14 protein-coding genes are annotated in these 16,938 nt (G+C 68.5%); 9 read left to right on the plus strand and 5 right to left on the minus strand.

The window, feature by feature from the left end; all coding sequences use genetic code 11:
* Positions 1-46: 46 nt before the first annotated feature.
* The 4 genes from VGB24_RS04260 (at position 47) to VGB24_RS04275 (ending at position 1,876) form a co-directional block, all read left to right on the plus strand.
* On the plus strand, positions 47-1,009 hold the full coding sequence (locus VGB24_RS04260) for a cation diffusion facilitator family transporter (RefSeq protein ID WP_331071719.1): 963 nt from the start codon (positions 47-49) through the stop codon (positions 1,007-1,009).
* A gap of 67 nt (positions 1,010-1,076) precedes the next feature.
* On the plus strand, positions 1,077-1,313 hold the full coding sequence (locus VGB24_RS04265; protein ID WP_331071720.1) for a hypothetical protein: 237 nt from the start codon (positions 1,077-1,079) through the stop codon (positions 1,311-1,313).
* On the plus strand, positions 1,314-1,712 hold the full coding sequence (locus VGB24_RS04270) for a type II toxin-antitoxin system VapC family toxin (RefSeq protein WP_331071721.1): 399 nt from the start codon (positions 1,314-1,316) through the stop codon (positions 1,710-1,712). It abuts the gene before it with no gap.
* A gap of 5 nt (positions 1,713-1,717) precedes the next feature.
* Positions 1,718-1,876 (plus strand): hypothetical protein, encoded by a 159-nt coding sequence (locus VGB24_RS04275; RefSeq protein ID WP_331071722.1) that lies wholly within the window; start codon positions 1,718-1,720, stop codon positions 1,874-1,876.
* Between the two features lie 156 nt (positions 1,877-2,032).
* Here VGB24_RS04275 and VGB24_RS04280 read toward each other — a convergent pair whose 3' ends face one another.
* Positions 2,033-2,395, minus strand: a complete 363-nt coding sequence (locus VGB24_RS04280) for a co-chaperone GroES family protein (protein WP_331024838.1) — start codon at positions 2,393-2,395, stop codon at positions 2,033-2,035.
* Between the two features lie 283 nt (positions 2,396-2,678).
* Here VGB24_RS04280 and acnA point away from each other — a divergent pair, with 283 nt between their 5' ends.
* The 5 genes from acnA to VGB24_RS04305 all read left to right on the plus strand — a co-directional run bounded on the left by acnA (position 2,679) and on the right by VGB24_RS04305 (position 8,899).
* Positions 2,679-5,624, plus strand: a complete 2,946-nt coding sequence (acnA, locus tag VGB24_RS04285) for an aconitate hydratase AcnA (protein ID WP_331071723.1) — start codon at positions 2,679-2,681, stop codon at positions 5,622-5,624.
* Between the two features lie 197 nt (positions 5,625-5,821).
* On the plus strand, positions 5,822-6,835 hold the full coding sequence (gene thiL / locus VGB24_RS04290) for a thiamine-phosphate kinase (protein ID WP_331071724.1): 1,014 nt from the start codon (positions 5,822-5,824) through the stop codon (positions 6,833-6,835).
* The gene (locus tag VGB24_RS04295) at positions 6,835-7,605 is read left to right on the plus strand and encodes a lysophospholipid acyltransferase family protein (RefSeq protein ID WP_331071725.1); all 771 of its coding nucleotides are present in this window, start codon (positions 6,835-6,837) and stop codon (positions 7,603-7,605) included. Before thiL ends, VGB24_RS04295 begins: the two co-directional genes overlap by 1 nt.
* Positions 7,606-7,689: 84 nt before the next feature.
* Entirely contained in the window at positions 7,690-8,184 is a 495-nt protein-coding gene (moaC, locus tag VGB24_RS04300) for a cyclic pyranopterin monophosphate synthase MoaC (RefSeq protein ID WP_331071726.1), read from the plus strand.
* Between the two features lie 58 nt (positions 8,185-8,242).
* On the plus strand, positions 8,243-8,899 hold the full coding sequence (locus VGB24_RS04305) for a transglycosylase SLT domain-containing protein (protein ID WP_331071727.1): 657 nt from the start codon (positions 8,243-8,245) through the stop codon (positions 8,897-8,899).
* Positions 8,900-9,033: 134 nt separating this feature from the next.
* Here VGB24_RS04305 and VGB24_RS04310 read toward each other — a convergent pair whose 3' ends face one another.
* The 4 genes from VGB24_RS04310 to VGB24_RS04325 form a co-directional block, all read right to left on the minus strand.
* Complete coding sequence (locus VGB24_RS04310; protein WP_331071728.1) at positions 9,034-10,971, minus strand: ATP-binding protein; 1,938 nt, start codon at positions 10,969-10,971, stop codon at positions 9,034-9,036.
* Entirely contained in the window at positions 10,968-11,570 is a 603-nt protein-coding gene (locus tag VGB24_RS04315; RefSeq protein ID WP_331071729.1) for a chemotaxis protein CheB, read from the minus strand. The genes VGB24_RS04310 and VGB24_RS04315 overlap by 4 nt, the downstream gene beginning before the upstream one ends.
* On the minus strand, positions 11,567-12,433 hold the full coding sequence (locus VGB24_RS04320; RefSeq protein WP_331071730.1) for a protein-glutamate O-methyltransferase CheR: 867 nt from the start codon (positions 12,431-12,433) through the stop codon (positions 11,567-11,569). The genes VGB24_RS04315 and VGB24_RS04320 overlap by 4 nt, the downstream gene beginning before the upstream one ends.
* Before the next feature lie 103 nt (positions 12,434-12,536).
* Positions 12,537-16,938: response regulator (locus tag VGB24_RS04325; RefSeq protein WP_331071731.1), on the minus strand; the 4,402-nt coding region annotated here is incomplete at its 5' end.

Consider the following 16,938-nt stretch of genomic DNA (forward strand, 5'->3'; position numbering starts at 1 on the left):
ACTAACGCACTCACGCACTCACGCACTCACGCACTCACGCACTCCCATGGGCGCCGGACACCACCACGGGCACGGGCATGGCCACTCGCATTCCCACGGCGCCGCGCGCAAGACGCGGCGGCTGAAGCTGACGCTCGCCCTGGCCGCGGTGTACCTGGTGGCGGAGGTGGTCGGCGGCATCCTGGCCAACTCCCTGGCCCTGCTGGCCGACGCGGGGCACATGCTGTCGGACGTGGGGGCGCTGGCGCTGTCGCTGTTCGCCATCTGGATGGCGCAGAAGCCGGCGACGCCCCGGCGCACCTTCGGCTATCACCGCACGGAGATCCTGGCGGCGCTCGCCAACGCGGCCACGCTGATCGCTATTTCCATCTTCATCTTCGTCGAGGCGTGGCATCGCTTCCACGCGCCGGAACCCGTGGCGGGGCTCACGGTGATGATCATCGCCGTGGGCGGGCTGGCGGTGAACGTGGCGGGGCTGTTGATCCTGCATGGCGGCAAGGACGAAAGCCTGAACATCCGCGGCGCGTGGCTGCACCTGCTGACGGATGCGCTGGGGAGCGTGGGCGCCATCGCGGGCGGCCTGCTGATCTGGGCGTTCGGCTGGGCGTGGGCAGACCCCGCCGTTTCGGTGGCCATCGCGGTGCTGGTGCTGTACTCGTCGTGGCACCTGCTGAAGGAGAGCGTGGGGGTGCTGCTGGAGGGCACGCCGGCGCACATCGACCTGGGCGCGGTGCGCGGGGCGATGCTCGGTGTGGACGGGGTGGAGGACGTGCACGACCTGCACGTGTGGACGATCACGAGCGGACTGGATGCGCTCAGCGCGCACGTGGTGGTCGGCGAGCGGATGGAGCGGCGGCACTCGGGCGAGATCCTGGCGGACCTGCACTGCGTGCTGCATGACCGCTTCGGCCTACACCACCTGACCATCCAGATCGAGCCTCGCGACTTCGAGGAGCACCGCTGCGTGGCCCTCGGGCGCGCCGAGGAGCACGCCGGGGCCGGTGCCTGACACAGAACCCTGCCGCTTTGGACAGCAATGTGTTACGATGATGGAGCACCGCACAGCGGAGGAGACGATGATCCAGCGGAAGGTGTTGTGGGAGCAGTTCGAGCAGCTGGAACCCGACGCACAGCGTCAGGTCGAAGCCCTGATCATTCGATTGGCCATCAAGGATTTCTACAAGGATCGGAAGACGAAACCTGAGACCCCGATCGAGGACGAGCCCTTCATCGGGATGTGGCGTGATCGCGAAGACATGTCGGACAGCACGGACTGGGTCCGCCAGGTTCGTGCGGAACAGTGGGGGACGTAGATGCCTCCCCGGGTCCTGTTCGATACCGACGTCCTGATCGACGCATCCCGCGGAGTACCCGATGCAGTCACGGCTCTCCGTGATGCGGCGCGAAAGTATGAGGTAGCGATCAGCGCCATCACGCGGATGGAATTGATCGTGGGCTGTCGAGACACACGTGAATTGCGCGCCACGGAGGCTTTCGTGAAGCGGTTCACGGTGCTCCCCGTCGATGAACCGGCATCGGATGAGGCCGTCGAACTGCTTGTGCAATATCGGCTGAGCCACGGGCTGCTGATTCCGGATGCACTGATCGCGGCCACCGCGATCAAGGCGAGGCTCCGCTTCGTCACCAAGAACCTGAAGGACTACAAGTATCTCCCGACGCTGGACCTCGCCCCCTACCCGCCCACCTTCTGACGTCCGTGAACGCCGAGAATGTGGAGCGCCTGAAGGAGTTGCGTCGCGAGCGGCTATACGCGGCGTATCAGGAGGCCGCCAACGACCCCGCTTACGTTGCGGATATGGTAGAAATCAATGCTGAGTTCGATGTGGCGGTTGGTGACGGACTCGAGGTCCGATGACGACGGCGGCCCTTACGCCAAAGGCTACGCGAGGTGCGGTTTGGGCCGGCACCCGTCAGGGCGGTTGAATCCAACCGCCACAGATCGCGCCGGCGGTACCTCACCACAGTACGCCTTCTACGAGGATTTCCTTCACCCGCCTCGCCCCCACCCCCCTCACGGCAGCGGGATGCGGTCGCGGATGAGGAGGAGGATGGCGTTGTGCGGCACGATCTGGTACTTGCTGCCGTCGATCTCCACTTCCACCGCGGGCGTCTTCAGGAAGATGGCGTAATCTCCCTTCTCCGCCTGCAGCGGCACGTAGCGCAGCTCGGTGCGCGTGCGGCCGGTCCACGTTTCCCCATCCGCCGCCGCCTCCCCCAGCGGGTAGCCGGGGCCGGTGTTCACCACGTATCCCTGCATCACCTGCTCCTTCTGCTGCACTCCCTGCGGCAGAAACAGCCCCGACGGCGTCTGCTGGTTCTCTTCTTCGGGCTTGATGAGGACCTTGTCCCCGATCAGGATCACTTCGCGGCTCATCGCGGATACGTCTCCCGTGTTTTTCCTCGCTCGCCCGGACCCGCCGGGGAGGCCCACAACGTAACGGATTCGGCCCGATCCTGCACGGCTGATGGAGCGTCGCTTGCAAGCCCGTGCGCGGTTCGCCGCCGGGCCAATCTCCCGCAGCGCCGTCCCGACTTTCGGACGCGCGCCACGGGAGATAAACTGTCGATGGCACGCGCCCCGTCGCACGGACGGGTGGCCGGGTGGTGAGGGCGGCGGGGCGCACCCTGGGTTCTGGTTCCCGAACAGGAGATCGTTGATGGCCGACAGCTTCGGCGCCCGCTCGACCCTATCGGTCGGCGGACGCGATTACGAGATCTTTCGCCTGGCCGCGCTGAGCCGCGAGGGCGTAGACGTGTCCCGCCTGCCGTACTCGCTGCGCATCCTTCTGGAAAACCTGCTGCGCACCGAAGATGGAGTCACCGTCACGCGCGACGACATCCTCGCTTTGGCGCGGTGGAACCCCAAGGACCCCCCGGACCGTGAGATCGCCTACTCGCCCGCGCGGGTGGTGCTGCAGGACTTCACCGGCGTTCCCTGCGTGGTGGACTTGGCCGCCATGCGCGACGCCATGGCGCAGCTGGGCGGCGACCCGTCGAAGATCAACCCGCTGCAGCCGGTGGAGCTGGTGATCGACCACTCGGTGCAGGTGGACGCGTTCGGCACCCCCGAGGCGTTCGAGCAGAACGTGGAGCTGGACTACCAGCGCAACGCCGAGCGCTACGCGTTCCTGCGCTGGGGGCAGCAGGCCTTCCAGAACTTCCAGGTGGTGCCGCCCAACACGGGCATCGTGCACCAGGTGAACCTGGAATACCTGTCTCGCGTGGTGTTCAGCACCGACGAGAACCCCAACCTGATGAAGGGCGACGTTCCGCAGGCCTATCCCGACACCTGCGTGGGCACCGACAGCCACACGCCCATGGTCAACGGGCTGGGCATCCTGGCGTGGGGCGTGGGCGGCATCGAGGCCGAGGCGGCCATGCTCGGCCAGCCCATCAGCATGCTGATCCCGGAGGTCGTCGGCTTCAAGCTCGAGGGCGAGCTGCCGGAGGGGGCCACGGCCACCGACCTGGTGCTCACCGTCACCGAGATGCTCCGCAAGAAGGGCGTGGTCGGCAAGTTCGTAGAGTTCTACGGCCCGGGCATCGCCAGCCTGGCCCTGGCCGACCGGGCGACCATCGGCAACATGTCGCCCGAGTACGGGGCCACCTGCGCCATCTTCCCGCCGGACCAGGTGACGCTGGAGTACCTGCGCTTCACCGGCCGCCCGGCGGAGCGCATTGCGCTGGTCGAGGCGTACATGAAGGAGCAGGGGCTCTTCCACACGGCCGCCAGCCCCGAGCCGGTGTTCACCGACACGCTGACGCTGGACCTGAACAGCGTGGAGCCCAGCATCGCCGGGCCGCGCCGCCCGCAGGACCGCATTCCGCTCAGCAAGGCCAAGAAGGCGTTCAAGGCCGCGCTTCCGGAGCTGATGCCCGAGAAGAAGGGCGCCCCCGTCGCCGCGGTGAAGGACGCGACGGCAATCGGCAAGGAGAGCCAGGCCGGCACGGACGCCGCGGTGTGGGGCGAGGGCTCGGGCGCGGTGGAGGAGGCGCACGCGGCCACCGACGCGTCGCCGTCGGGCGGGGCGGGGGAGATCGACCACGGGTCGGTGGTGATCGCCGCCATCACCAGCTGCACCAACACCTCCAATCCGTCGGTGATGATCGCGGCCGGGCTGCTGGCCAAGAAGGCCGCCGAGCACGGGCTGACGCGCAAGCCGTGGGTGAAGACGTCGCTGGCGCCGGGCTCCAAGGTGGTCACCGCGTACTACGAGAAGGCGGGGCTGCAGGAGTACCTGGACCGGCTGGGCTTCCATACCGTGGGCTACGGCTGCACCACCTGCATCGGCAACTCGGGGCCGCTGCCGGAAGAGATTTCGCGCGAGATCCAGGAGCGCGGGCTGGTGGCCTGCTCGGTGCTTTCCGGCAACCGCAACTTCGAGGGACGCATCAACTCCGAGGTGCGCGCCAACTTCCTGATGTCGCCCCCGCTGGTGGTGGCCTATGCCATCGCCGGGCGGATGGACTGGGACCCATACAACGAGCCCATCGGCACCGACCCGGAGGGGCGCTCGGTGTTCCTCAAGGACATCTGGCCCACGCTGACCGAGGTGCAGGCGGCGGTGCAGTCGTCCATCGACAGCGCCATGTACGAGCGCAGCTACGCCGGGGTGTTCGAGGGCGACGAGCGGTGGAAGTCCATGCCCGTCCCCGCCGGCGACCGCTTCGAATGGGCCGACAGCTCCACCTACGTGCGCCAGCCGCCCTACTTCGAGAACATGGCTCACGACGCGCCCGAGTCGGTGGGCGACATCGTGAAGGCGCGCGCCGTGGCCCTGCTGGGCGACAGCGTAACGACGGACCACATCTCGCCGGCCGGCTCCATCAAGAAGGACTCGCCCGCGGGCACGTACCTGGTGGAGCGCGGGGTCGATGCCAAGGACTTCAACTCGTACGGCGCCCGCCGCGGCAACCACGAGGTGATGATCCGGGGCACCTTCGCCAACGTGCGCATCCGCAACCAGCTGGCGCCGGGCACGGAGGGCGGATACACCACGTACTTCCCCGGCGACGAGATCACCACGATCTACGACGCGGCCATGCGGTACCAGGGCGACGGCACGCCGCTGGTGGTGCTGGCGGGCAAGGAGTACGGCAGTGGCTCGTCGCGCGACTGGGCGGCCAAGGGCCCGTACCTGCAGGGGATCAAGGCGGTGATCGCCGAAACGTACGAGCGCATCCACCGCAGCAACCTGGTGGGGATGGGCGTGCTGCCGCTGCAGTTCCTGAACGGCGAGAGCGTGAAGTCGCACGGGCTGACCGGCCGCGAGCACTTCGACATCGTCGGCGTGGGCGAGGTGATCTCCAGCAACCTGGAGACGCGAGAGGTCACCGTCCGCGCCACGGGCGAGGACGGCGAGGCCAGGGAGTTCCGCGCCCTGGTGCGCATCGACACCCCGCAGGAGGTGCTGTACTACCGCCACGGCGGCATCCTGCAGTACGTGCTCCGCCAGCTGCTGGGCGGCCGCGAAAAGCCCGAGGCCGTGTCGCCGTCCGTCGCCGCGGGCGCGGTGGTCCACAAGGATAAGGACAAGGGCAGCGCCCGCGTGACCGAGGCCGCCGAGGAGTCGTTCCCGGCCAGCGACCCGCCTGCGTACTGAAGTGCGTGAGTGCGTTAGTGCGTTAGTGCGTTAGTGCGGAAGTGAACTGCGAAGCCGCGGCGGCATCCTCTCGGGGGTGCTGGCGCGGCTCGTTTGGGGGATGCATCGGGTCCTGTCGAATGTCCCCGAAGTGCCGCACTCACGCACTAACGCACTCACGCACTTTCTTCCCTTCGCTTTCGCACTATGTTGTCTGCATGCGCGAACGCCCGCCCACCACCCCCGGCCCCCGCCTGGCGCCCGGCCCCGAGTTCGACCTGATCCGCGGCTTTCTCGCGAACGGGCCGGCCGAGGGGGCGCGGGCCGACGTGCGCGTGGCCCCGGGAGACGACTGCGCGGTCGTGGCGGCCGAGGGGGTGGCGCTTTCCACCGACATGAGCGTGGAGGGGGTTCACTTTCGCCGCGACTGGCTGACTCCGCACGAGATCGGCTGGCGTGCGGCGGCCGCCGCGCTCAGCGACCTGGCCGCCGTGGCGGCGCGGCCCATCGGCATCCTGGTGTCGCTCGCGGTGCCGGCGGAGGACGCGGGCGAGTTCGCCCAGCAGCTGATGGCGGGGTGCCGCGAGGCGGCCGAGTCCGTTGGCGGGCTGCTGCTGGGGGGCGACACCACCCGCTCGCCCGGGCCGGTGGTGGTGGACGTCACCGTCGTGGGCGAGGCGCCGCGCCCCGTGCTGCGCTCCGGCGCCGCGCACGGCCACGAGGTGTGGGTCACCGGCGAGCTGGGCGGCGCCGCGGCGTGCGTGGCGGCGCTGGAGGCGGGAAAGCAGCCCAGGCCCGGTGCGCGCGCGCGCTTCGCGCACCCGCTGCCGCGCATCCGCGAGGCCCTGTGGCTGCTGGGGCGCGGCGCTCCCTCCGCCATGATCGACCTTTCCGACGGCCTGGCGGGCGATGCCGCGCACCTCTCCGCCTCCAGCGGCGTGGCCATCCTCCTGGTTCCCGAGCTGATCCCCGTCCATCCCGCCGCCCGCTCGCGTTCGCGGGAAAGCACGCTGGGCGCGGGGCTTCACGGCGGCGAAGACTACGAGCTCTGCTTCACCGCGCCGGTCGGTGCCGTGCAGCCCCACGTGGACGCGTTCGTCCGGGCCTTCGGCGTCGCGCTCAACTGCGTCGGCCGCGTGGGCGGGGGCGCGGGCGTGTGGTTCGTGGACGCCGAGGGGCACCGGACGCCGGTGCAGGGCGGGGGGTGGCAGCACTTCCGCGACGGCGCCTGATGGGGATCGTCCGGGCGCTCTGGATGGTGTTCTGGATGACGATCGCCACCTTCACCTACGGGGGAATGGCGATCGTCCTGGCGCTGTTCGGCGTCCGCGGGCACCTGTTCGTGGCCTGGTCGCGGCAGTGGGCGCGCATCGCCCTGTGGTCCAGCGGGTCGCGGGCGGTGGCGCACGGGATGGAGAACGTGAAGCCGGGCGAGCCCTTCATCCTCGTCGCCAATCACGTGTCGTGGTTCGACGTCTTCGCCATCGCCGTGCTGCTGAAGGTGGACTTCCACTTCGTCGCCAAGAAGGAGCTGGAGCGGGTGCCCGTGTTCGGCCTGGCGTGGAAGGCCGCGGGGCACATCTCCATCGACCGCAGCAACCGCGAGCGTGCGGTGGAAAGCCTGCGCGTCGCCGGGCAGCAGATGCGGGAGCAGCGAAGCGTGGTGATCATCTTCGCGGAGGGCACGCGCTCGCGCACGGGGCGCCTGCAGCCGTTCAAGAAGGGCGCGTTCGTCCTGGCGCACGAGACGGGCATCCCCATCATCCCCACGGTGGTGACGGGCAGCTACGACATCATGCGCCCCGACACGTTTTCCGTGCGCCCGGCCACCATCCACGTCTGGTTCGAGCCGCCGGTGACGGTGCGGCCCGGCGAAGACCTGGAAGCGCTTACGGACCGCGTCCGGGCCGTGTTCGTGGAGCGCCTCGCCGAAACCGAGTCGATGCCGCCGCTGGAAGCCGGGCGAGAAGATTTTTCCGGCCCTGCCCGCCGCGCCTCCTGATCGCCGCCTCTTGACGAGCCATTCGTTTGCACTCGGCGGTCACGGCCGCCCCACCTGCCTGGGACACCTGCCCCACCAGCGCACATGAGCGACGATCCCGGCTTCACGCACCTGGACCCCGAGGGCCGCCCCCGCATGGTGGACGTGGGCCAAAAGGCGCCCACGCAACGGGTTGCGACCGCGGAGGGCCTGATCCGCATGTCGCCCGACACGCTTGCGGCCATCGTCGAAGGGCGCACCGCGAAGGGAAACGTGCTCGTGATCGCCCAATTAGCGGGCATCATGGGCGCAAAACGCACCGCCGACCTGGTGCCCCTGTGCCACCCCCTTCCGCTCGATTCGGTGGAGGTGGAGGTGGCGCCCGACCCCTCTCTCCCCGGGCTGCGGGTGACCGCGACGGCGCGGGTGGAGGCGCGAACGGGCGTGGAGATGGAGGCGCTCACGGCCGTATCGTGCGCCCTGCTCACCGCTTACGACATGTGCAAGGCGCGGGACCGCGGGATGGTCATCGAGGGCGTGCGGCTGCTCCGCAAGGAGGGGGGCCGCAGCGGAACCTGGACCGCGCCGGACGGGGGCTGACCCGGCATACCGCTTGCTCTGCTGGGGGCTCGACCTGTGAAGAACGGAGGCTCCACCCATGCATTCAATCATCCTCAAGCTGCAGGCCGAAGTCGAGGCCCGCAAAGCGCCGCGGCTTGAACTGAACGCCGCCGCGCGCACCGCCCTCACCGGGGTGGCGCTGTTCCTGTGCGCGTTCCTGCTGGGTGTGCGCGCCGCGGACGGACGTGTCGCCGTGCCGTTCGCCAGCGGCTTCGCGGCCTCGGCCCCCGAAGGCGTCATCGAGCTTCAGCAGGTGGAGATCGACCGCCTGAAGCGCATCCACGAAAAATCTGCGCGGTTCGGCATTCCCGCGGACCTCGCCGAGCGCATCGAGGACATCGCCCTGTCCGAGGGGATCGAGCCCGAGGTGGCGTTCGGCCTGGTGCGCGCCGAGAGCGAGTTCAACCGGCGCGCCGTCAGCCCGGTGGGCGCGGTGGGGCTCACGCAGCTGATGCCATCGACGGCCCGCTACTTCAAGGCCGGCGTGAACCGCAACGACCTGTTCGACCGCGACACCAACCTGCGTATCGGCTTCCGCTACCTGGCCACGCTGGTCAAGAAGTACGACGGCAACCTGCAGTTGGCCCTGCTGGCCTACAACCGCGGCCCCGAGCGCGTGGACGGCCTGCTGCGGCAGGGCGCGGACCCTAACAACGGCTACGTGGAGATGGTGCTGGGCAAGGATCGGAAGTAGCGGAATCGAGCGAAGTTGCCGTGCTCGGAAGAGCGGCGGCGGACCACCCGGAGAATGAAAGCGGCCCTCCCGAGCAAATGCTCGGGAGGGCCGAATCGTTGTTTCGACGGTTTTGCTGTGGCCTGCGCCTCGGCTCAACTCGCCAATGGGGCGGGGCTGGACTCGTCTGCGTCGGCCGGAACCTCTTCATCGACGCTGTCCTCAGCCGGTGCACCGGGCTCGGCGGGTTCGCCGTCGTCGGCGCGCGCACCGTCGTCTTCGGGTGCCCCCTCGGCCGATTCACCGTCTGCAGCTTCATCGCCGGTCGGCTCCTCATCGACAGGCGCATCGTGGTCCAGCGCTTCGACTGCTGCCGGCTGGGGCGGGTCGCTGGTGGCCGTGGGGAGGGGCAGGCCCTCTCCCGAAATCAGGCGCATGTCCAGCTTGGGCGGCAGGCAGAGGCGGAAGCTGCTTCCATCGCCCACGGTAGACTCCACCGTCAGCGTTCCCCCCAGCAGCACGGCCAGACGGCGCGAGATGGGCAGCCCCAGCCCGGTGCCCACCTGCTGGTCCGGATCCGCCAGCTGCACGAACTCGTCGAAGATGCGGTCGAGGTCCTGCGGCTCGATGCCGCGGCCCCGGTCGATCACGTCGACCTCCATCCCCCCGTCGTCGCGCCTGTGGCAGCGCACGGTGATGGGCTTGCCGTCGCCGAACTTGATGGCGTTGGAAAGCAGGTTCAGCAGGATCTGCCGCACCCGCCGCGCGTCGGTGGTGATCACCGCGTCGCCGTCGGACTCCAGCGTGAGCTCCGAGCCGTGCTCGTCGGCCAGGGGGCGCACGGTGACGAACAGGTCCTGCACCAGCGAGGGGAAGGGCGCGGGCTGCACCTCGATGTCCACCTTGCCGGCCTCGATCTTGGAAAGGTCGAGGATGTCGTTGACCAGTTCCAGCAGGTGCTTGGCCGCCGCGTGCGCGCGCTCGATGCCGCGGGACTGCTCGGGGTTCAGCGGGCCGTAGATGCTGTCGAGCAGCAGCGAGCTGTAGCCCAGGATGGCGTTGATGGGCGTGCGCAGCTCGTGGCTCATGGAGGCGTAGAACCGGCTGCGCGACGCCATGGCGTTTTCCAGCTCGCGCTGGCGCGCCTGCAGCTGCCGGTTCAGCGACTTGAGCTCCGCCGCCTGCTGGCGGAGCGCCTCTTCGGCGCGCTTGCGCTCGGTGACGTCGCGGGCGATGACGGTGTACACCCGCTCGCTGTCCAGCTGCAGGCACGAGATGGAGCCCTCCAGCGGAAACACCTCGCCGTCGGCGCGCATCCCCTCGAGCGCATGCTCGTGGAGCGCGTCGTCGTCTTCGGGAGGCTTGCCCTCGAGCACCGAGGCCGCGCGGGCCGCCGCGGCGCCGCACATCTCCTCCAGCGCCACGCCGCGGAAGCCGGGGCTCAGCAGCTCGTCGAAGGGCAGCCCCATGGCGTCGGCCGCGGGGCGGCCGAAGGTGCGCTCGGCGGCCGCGTTGAACAGGGTGATCCGGCGCTCGTCGTCGAAGGTGAGGATGGCCTCCAGCGCCGAACCCACGATCTCGGCCATGCGCGCCTCCGACTCCAGCAGCCGCGCCCGGTGCGCAAGCTCCAGCTCGCGCACCTCGCTTTCGCGAAGCCGCTTCTCCTGGTCCTTGAGCTGCTCCGTCTTCAGGTACAGGTCGATGAAGACGGCCACCTTGCTGCGCAGCACGTCGGGGTTGAAGGGCTTGGACAGGTAGTCCACCGCGCCCACCGAGTACCCCGTGAAGACGTACTGCTCGTCCTTGCTGATGGCGGTGAGGAAGATGATGGGCGTGGACCGCGAGCGCTCGCGCGACTTGATCAGCTGCGCCGTCTCGAAGCCGTTGATCCCCGGCATCTGCACGTCGAGCAGGATCACCGCGAAGTCGTGAAGCAGCACCTGCCGCAGCGCCTCTTCGCCCGAGTTGGCGCGCACCATGTCGTGCCCCAGCGGCTCCATGATGGCTTCCAGCGCCATCAGGTTCTCGGGGCGGTCGTCCACCATCAGAATGCGGGCGCGCGAGCCCGCCACTGCCTCGGCGACCTGTGTCATGCGGCCGAGCGGCAGCGGGGAACGCGGCGGCCGCGGATGGCGGCCAGGTGCGGGCCGATCTCTTCCAGCGGCAGCACGCAGGCGTCGGGAACGGCGCGCACGGCGAAGCGGGGCATCACCCGCACCTCCGACGTCTCGGGGTCCTGCACCACGCAGTGGCCCCCGGCGTCGGCGATGCGGCGCAGCCCCGCGGCGCCGTCCTGGTTGGCCCCGGTCAGCACCACGCCCACCGTGTCCATCCCGTACACGTCGGCGGCCGATTCGAACATCACGTCGATGGAGGGGCGGCTGTAGCGCACCGGCTCGTCGGTGGAAAGCGAAAAATATCCGTCGCGGTCCAGGAGAAGATGGTAGTCGGGAGGGCCCACGAACACCCCCGGCCCGATCTCCTGCTTGTCGGTCACCTCGTACACCGGCATGGGCGAGCACTCCTGCAGCAGCTCGCACAGCAGCTCCGACTCCTTGGCCCGGTGCTGCACGACGACCACGGGAACGTCGAAGTCCTGCGGCAGCGCCGACACCAGGGTGCGCAGCGCGTGAAGCCCGCCGGCCGAGGCGCCCACGACCACGATGCGGTACCCGATGGGTGGCGGGGTCACGCCAGCCTCCGGTAGATCTTTTCGCGGGCGTCCACCACCTCGTACCGGTCCTCGAACTCCGTGAACCGCAGCGTTTCCTTGTTGCCCAGCGCCAGCGCGCCGAAGCGCCCCAGGCTTTCGTAGAACAGGCCGTGCACGCGGTTCTGCAGCTTGCGGTCGAAGTAGATCATCACGTTGCGGCACACGATCACGTTGAACTCCGAGAACGAGCCGTCGGTGACCAGGTTGTGCTGCGAAAACACCACGTTGCGCGTGAGCGCCGCGTTGAACAGCGCCCCGTCGTACAGGGCCGTGTAGTACTCCGAGAACGACCGCCTGCCCCCCGCCTTCAAATAGTTCTGCGTGTACTCCTGCATCTTGTCGAGCGGAAAGATGCCCGCCCGCGCCCGCTGCAGCACCACCTCGTTGATGTCGGTGGCGTAGATGCGGGCCCGGTCGTACAGCCCCTCCTCTTCCAGGAGGATGGCCATGGAGAACACTTCCTCGCCCGTGGAGCACCCGGCGTGCCAGATGCGGATGAACGGGTACGTCCGCAGCGCGGGCACCACCTTCTCCCGGAAGGCCGCGTAGAAGCCCGGGTCGCGGAACATGGCCGTGACGTTGATGGAAAGGTCCAGCAGCAGCTTTTCCATCATCGCCGGGTCGTGCAGCACCCGGTCGGCCAGCTGGGTGATGGTGTTCAGTCCCTCCTGGTGAATGCGCTTCCACACGCGCCGCTTGAGCGACGAGTACGCGTAGCTGCGAAAGTCGAATCCGTAGTGCCGGTACACGGCCTCCAGGAGCAGCTCCACCTCGATGCGCTCCAGGTCGCGGTCGTACGCCGCGGGTGTGTCGGGCAGCTGTACCTTGGGTGCCTGCGCCACTGCGTTGCCTTCGGGTTCTCCGCCTTGTGCGCCGCGCGAGGGCTTCGCGCGGCGCCTTCAAGCGGAGGTGCACGGCAAGGTGCGTGCTTGACCCCGGCGCGCCTCAGCGGTACAGCCAGACGCGCATCAGCGAAAGCAGCTGGTCCACGTCCACCGGCTTGGTGATGTAGTCCGACGCGCCGGCCGCGATGGACTTCTCGCGGTCGCCCTTCATGGCCTTGGCCGTCAGCGAAATGATGGGCAGGCTGCCGAACTCCGGCATCCCCCGGATGGCGCGGGTGGTCTCGTACCCGTCCATCTCCGGCATCATCACGTCCATCAGCACCAGGTCCACGTCGGGCTGCGCCTTGAGCAGCTCGATGGCGTCGCGGCCGTTCTCGGCGAAGATCACGTTCATTCCCTGCTGCTCCAGCACCGACGTCAGCGAAAAGATGTTCCGCACGTCGTCGTCCACCACCATGATCTTCTTGCCGCCGAAGACCGAATCGGTCTTGTGCAGCTGCTCCAGCATCCGGCGCTTCTCGTCCGGCAGGCTGCTTTCCACCCGGTGCAGGAAGAGCGCGGTTTCGTCCAGCAGCCGCTCGGGGCTCTTGGCGTCCTTGATGATGATGCTTTCGGCGTAGCGCCGCAGGCGCGTTTCCTCCTGCGGGCTCAGGTCCTTGCCGGTGTAGATGATGATGGGCAGGTCCTGCATCTCGGGCGTGCCCTTCACCCGCTCCAGCAGCTCGAAGCCGTCCTCGCCGTGCAGCCCCAGGTCCAGCACCATGCAGTCGAACCGCGTTTCGCGAAGCCGGTCCACCGCCTCTTCGGCGCTGCTCACTGCCACGATCTCCACGTCGTCGTCGCCGATCAGCTCGATGATGCTCTGGCGCTGCGTCTCGTCGTCCTCCACCACCAGCAGGCGCTTGGTTCCATCCGACAGCAGGTTGTTGATGCGGTCGAACGCGCCGTCCAGCGCCTCCTTGCTGATGGGCTTTTCCAGGTAGTTCACCGCGCCGTTGCGCAGGCCGCGCTGCCGCTGCCCCACGCCCGATACGATGTGCACGGGAATGTGGCGCGTGTCGGGCGAGTGCTTCAGGCGGTCGAGCACCGTCCACCCGTCGATTCCCGGCAGGTCGATGTCGAGCGTCACGGCATCGGGCCGGTACTCCTGCACCAGGTCCAGCCCCGTTTCGCCGTCCATGGCCACGAGCACCTTGTACCCCTTTTCGCGCGCCATGTCGAGAAGGATGCGCGCGAAGTGCGGGTCGTTCTCCACCACCAGCACCACCCGGTCGCCCGGCTGAATGCTGGCGCGGTCGTCGTGGATCCCCGCCTGGCTGGGGTCGCGCGGGTAGCGGCGCCGGTCTTCCTGCAGCGCCGACGCGGCCTCGTTGCGGCGCTGCGCCTCGATCATGGCCGGCCCGGCGCCCGCGCCGGACCCGAAGACCACCGGCGACTCGGTTCCGCCGCCGCGGCCGTCGGGGTCGCCCGGCCAGCGCAGCGGCAGGAACAGGGTGAAGGTGCTCCCCCGGCCCTCGGCGCTCTCCACCCGGATCTCGCCGCCCAGCAGCCGGGCGATCTCGCGGCTGATGGAAAGCCCCAGCCCCGTGCCGCCGTACTTGCGGCTGGTGGTGCCGTCGGCCTGCTGGAAGGCCTCGAAGATCAGCCGCTGCTTGTCGGCCGCGATGCCGATGCCCGTGTCGGCCACCGAGAACGCCACCACCACGTCGGCGTCGTTCAGCATCTGGTTGGCGTAGCGCCGGCCCTTGTCGGCCTTGCGCATCCCCAGGGTGATGCTGCCCTCGTGCGTGAACTTGAAGGCGTTGGAGAGCAGGTTCTTCAGCACCTGCTGAAGCCGCTGGCCGTCGGTGTACACGGCCGGCGGAAGCTCGGGGTCGATGTCGATCCTGAGCTCCACCCCCTTCTGCTCCGCCTGGGGCCCGAACGAGCGCTCGGCGTAGTTGCTGATGTCGGCCAGCAGCACGTCGCCCGGGTTGATGTCCATCTTCCCGGCCTCGACCTTGGACAGGTCGAGCACGTCGTTGATCAGGTTCAGCAGGTCGGTACCCGACGCCAGGATGGTCTGCGCGTACTCCACCTGCTTGGGCGACAGGTTGCCGTCCTTGTTGTCGGCCAGGAGCTTGGCCAGGATCAGCAGCGAGTTCAGCGGCGTCCGCAGCTCGTGGCTCATGTTGGCCAGGAACTCGCTCTTGTACTTGGACGAAAGGGCCAGCTGCTGCGCCTTTTCCTCCAGCTCCGCCCGCGCCGCCTCGACCTCGCGGTTCTTCTGCTCGACCTTGCGGTTCTGCTCGGCCAGCAGCGCCGCCTTCTCCTCGAGCTCCTCGTTCACCTGCTGAAGCTCTTCCTGCTGGTCGCGCAGGGCTTCTTCCGAGGCCTTGAGCGTCTTGGCCTGCGCCTCGAGCTCCACGTTCGTCCGCCGCAGCTCTTCCTGCTGGGCCTGCAGCTCCTGCGACTGGCTCTGCAGCTCCTGCGTGAGGTTCTGCGACTGCTGCAGAAGCTCCTCGGTGCGCATGTTGGCGGTGATCATGTTGAGCACCACGCCCACGCTTTCCGTCAGCTGGTCCAGGAACACCTGGTGGATCTGGCTGAACGGAAGGAAGCTGGCCAGCTCGATCACGGCCTTCACCTCGCCCTCGAAGAGGATGGGAAGGACCATGATGTTGCGGGGCGGCGCCTCGCCCAGCCCCGACGAGATGGTGATGTAGTCGTCGGGAACGCCCGTCAGCAGGATGGGCTTCTTTTCCAGCGCGGCCTGGCCCACCAGCCCCTCGCCGGGGCGGAAGCGGTTGCTGACGCTCTTGCGCGCCTTGTACGCGTAGCTGGCGATCAGGCGCAGGAGGAAGTCCTTGCTTCCCTCGCCCTCGGCGATGAAGAAGGCGCCGTGGTGCGCGCCCACCAGCGGGGTGAGGTCCGACATGATCAGGCGCGACACGCTTTCCAGGTCGCGCTGCCCCTGCATCATGCGGCTGAACTTGGCCAGGTTGGTCTTCAGCCAGTCCTGCTCCTGGTTGCGCTCCGTGGTTTCCTTGAGGTTGGCGATCATCTGGTTGACCGAGCGCTTCAGCTCGTCCAGCTCGCCCTTGGCCTCTACGGTCACCGTCCGCGTCAGGTCGCCCTCGGTCACCGCCGTCGCCACGTCCTTGATGGCGCGCACCTGCGCGGTCAGCGAGTTGGCCATGGCGTTCACGTTCTCCGTCAGCGCCCGCCAGGTGCCGGCCGCGCCGGGCACCTCGGCCTGGCCGCCCAGCTTGCCCTCGGTGCCCACCTCTCGCGCCACGCGCGTCACTTCGTCGCCGAAGATGGAGAGTCGGTCGACCATGGCGTTGATCACCTCCTTGATCTGGAGGATCTCGCCCGCGGCCTCGACCGTGATCTTGCGCGTCAGGTCGCCGTCCGCGATCGCCGTCGCCACGGCCGACACGTCGCGCAGCTGGACGGTCAGGTTGCCGGCCAGCTGGTTCACGTTGTCCGTCAAATCCCGCCACACGCCGGCGACGCCTTCCACCCGCGCCTGGCCGCCCAGCTTGCCCTCGGTGCCCACCTCCTTGGCCACGCGGGCGACTTCCGAGGCGAAGGCGCTCAGCTGGTCCACCATGGTGTTGATGGTGTTCTTCAGCTGGAGCTTCTCGCCCTTGACGTCCGCCGTGATCTTGCGGCTCAGGTCGCCCTTTGCCACGGCCGTCGTCACGTCGGCGATGTTCCGCACCTGGCCGGTGAGGTTGCCGGCCATGCTGTTCACCGAGTCCGTCAGGTCTCGCCACACGCCGGCGACGCCTTCCACGTTGGCCTGGCCGCCCAGCTTGCCCTCGGTGCCCACCTCCTTGGCCACGCGCGTCACCTCGGATGCGAATGCGCTCAGCTGGTCCACCATCGTGTTGACGGTGTTCTTCAGCTGGAGCATCTCGCCCTTGACGTCCGCCGTGATCTTGCGGCTCAGGTCGCCCCGGGCCACCGCGGTGGTGACGTCGGCGATGTTCCGCACCTGGTTGGTGAGGTTCGACGCCATGAAGTTCACCGAGTCGGTGAGGTCCTTCCAGGTGCCCGCCACGCCCGGCACCCCGGCCTGGCCGCCCAGCACGCCCTCGGTACCCACCTCTCGCGCCACGCGCGTCACTTCCGATGCGAAGGTGCTCAGCTGGTCCACCATCGTGTTGATGGTGTTCTTCAGCTCCAGCATCTCGCCCTTCACGTCTACGGTGATCTTCTGGCTGAGATCGCCGTTGGCCACGGCCGTCGTCACCTGGGCGATGTCGCGCACCTGGCTGGTGAGCGAGGCGCCCATGAAGTTCACCGCCTCCGTCAGGTCCTTCCACGTTCCCGCCACACCCGGCACGGCCGCCTGGCCGCCGAGCACGCCCTCCGTGCCCACCTCTCGCGCCACGCGCGTCACCTCGTCGGCGAAGACGGAGAGGCGGTCGACCATCGTGTTGATCACCTCCTTGATCTGGAGGATCTCGCCGGACGCCTCGACGGTGATCTTGCGCGTCAGGTCGCCGTCCGCG

Source organism: Longimicrobium sp., from assembly GCF_036399935.1.
Lineage (GTDB): Bacteria > Gemmatimonadota > Gemmatimonadetes > Longimicrobiales > Longimicrobiaceae > Longimicrobium.

Coding starts and splice junctions, on each gene's coding strand:
- VGB24_RS04260 (WP_331071719.1), top strand. CDS start 47: ATGGGCGCCGGACACCACCACGGGCACGGGCATGGCCACTCGCATTCC.
- VGB24_RS04265 (WP_331071720.1), top strand. CDS start 1,077: ATGATCCAGCGGAAGGTGTTGTGGGAGCAGTTCGAGCAGCTGGAACCC.
- VGB24_RS04270 (WP_331071721.1), top strand. CDS start 1,314: ATGCCTCCCCGGGTCCTGTTCGATACCGACGTCCTGATCGACGCATCC.
- VGB24_RS04280 (WP_331024838.1), bottom strand. CDS start 2,395: ATGAGCCGCGAAGTGATCCTGATCGGGGACAAGGTCCTCATCAAGCCC.
- acnA (WP_331071723.1), top strand. CDS start 2,679: ATGGCCGACAGCTTCGGCGCCCGCTCGACCCTATCGGTCGGCGGACGC.
- thiL (WP_331071724.1), top strand. CDS start 5,822: ATGCGCGAACGCCCGCCCACCACCCCCGGCCCCCGCCTGGCGCCCGGC.
- VGB24_RS04295 (WP_331071725.1), top strand. CDS start 6,835: ATGGGGATCGTCCGGGCGCTCTGGATGGTGTTCTGGATGACGATCGCC.
- moaC (WP_331071726.1), top strand. CDS start 7,690: ATGAGCGACGATCCCGGCTTCACGCACCTGGACCCCGAGGGCCGCCCC.
- VGB24_RS04305 (WP_331071727.1), top strand. CDS start 8,243: ATGCATTCAATCATCCTCAAGCTGCAGGCCGAAGTCGAGGCCCGCAAA.
- VGB24_RS04310 (WP_331071728.1), bottom strand. CDS start 10,971: ATGACACAGGTCGCCGAGGCAGTGGCGGGCTCGCGCGCCCGCATTCTG.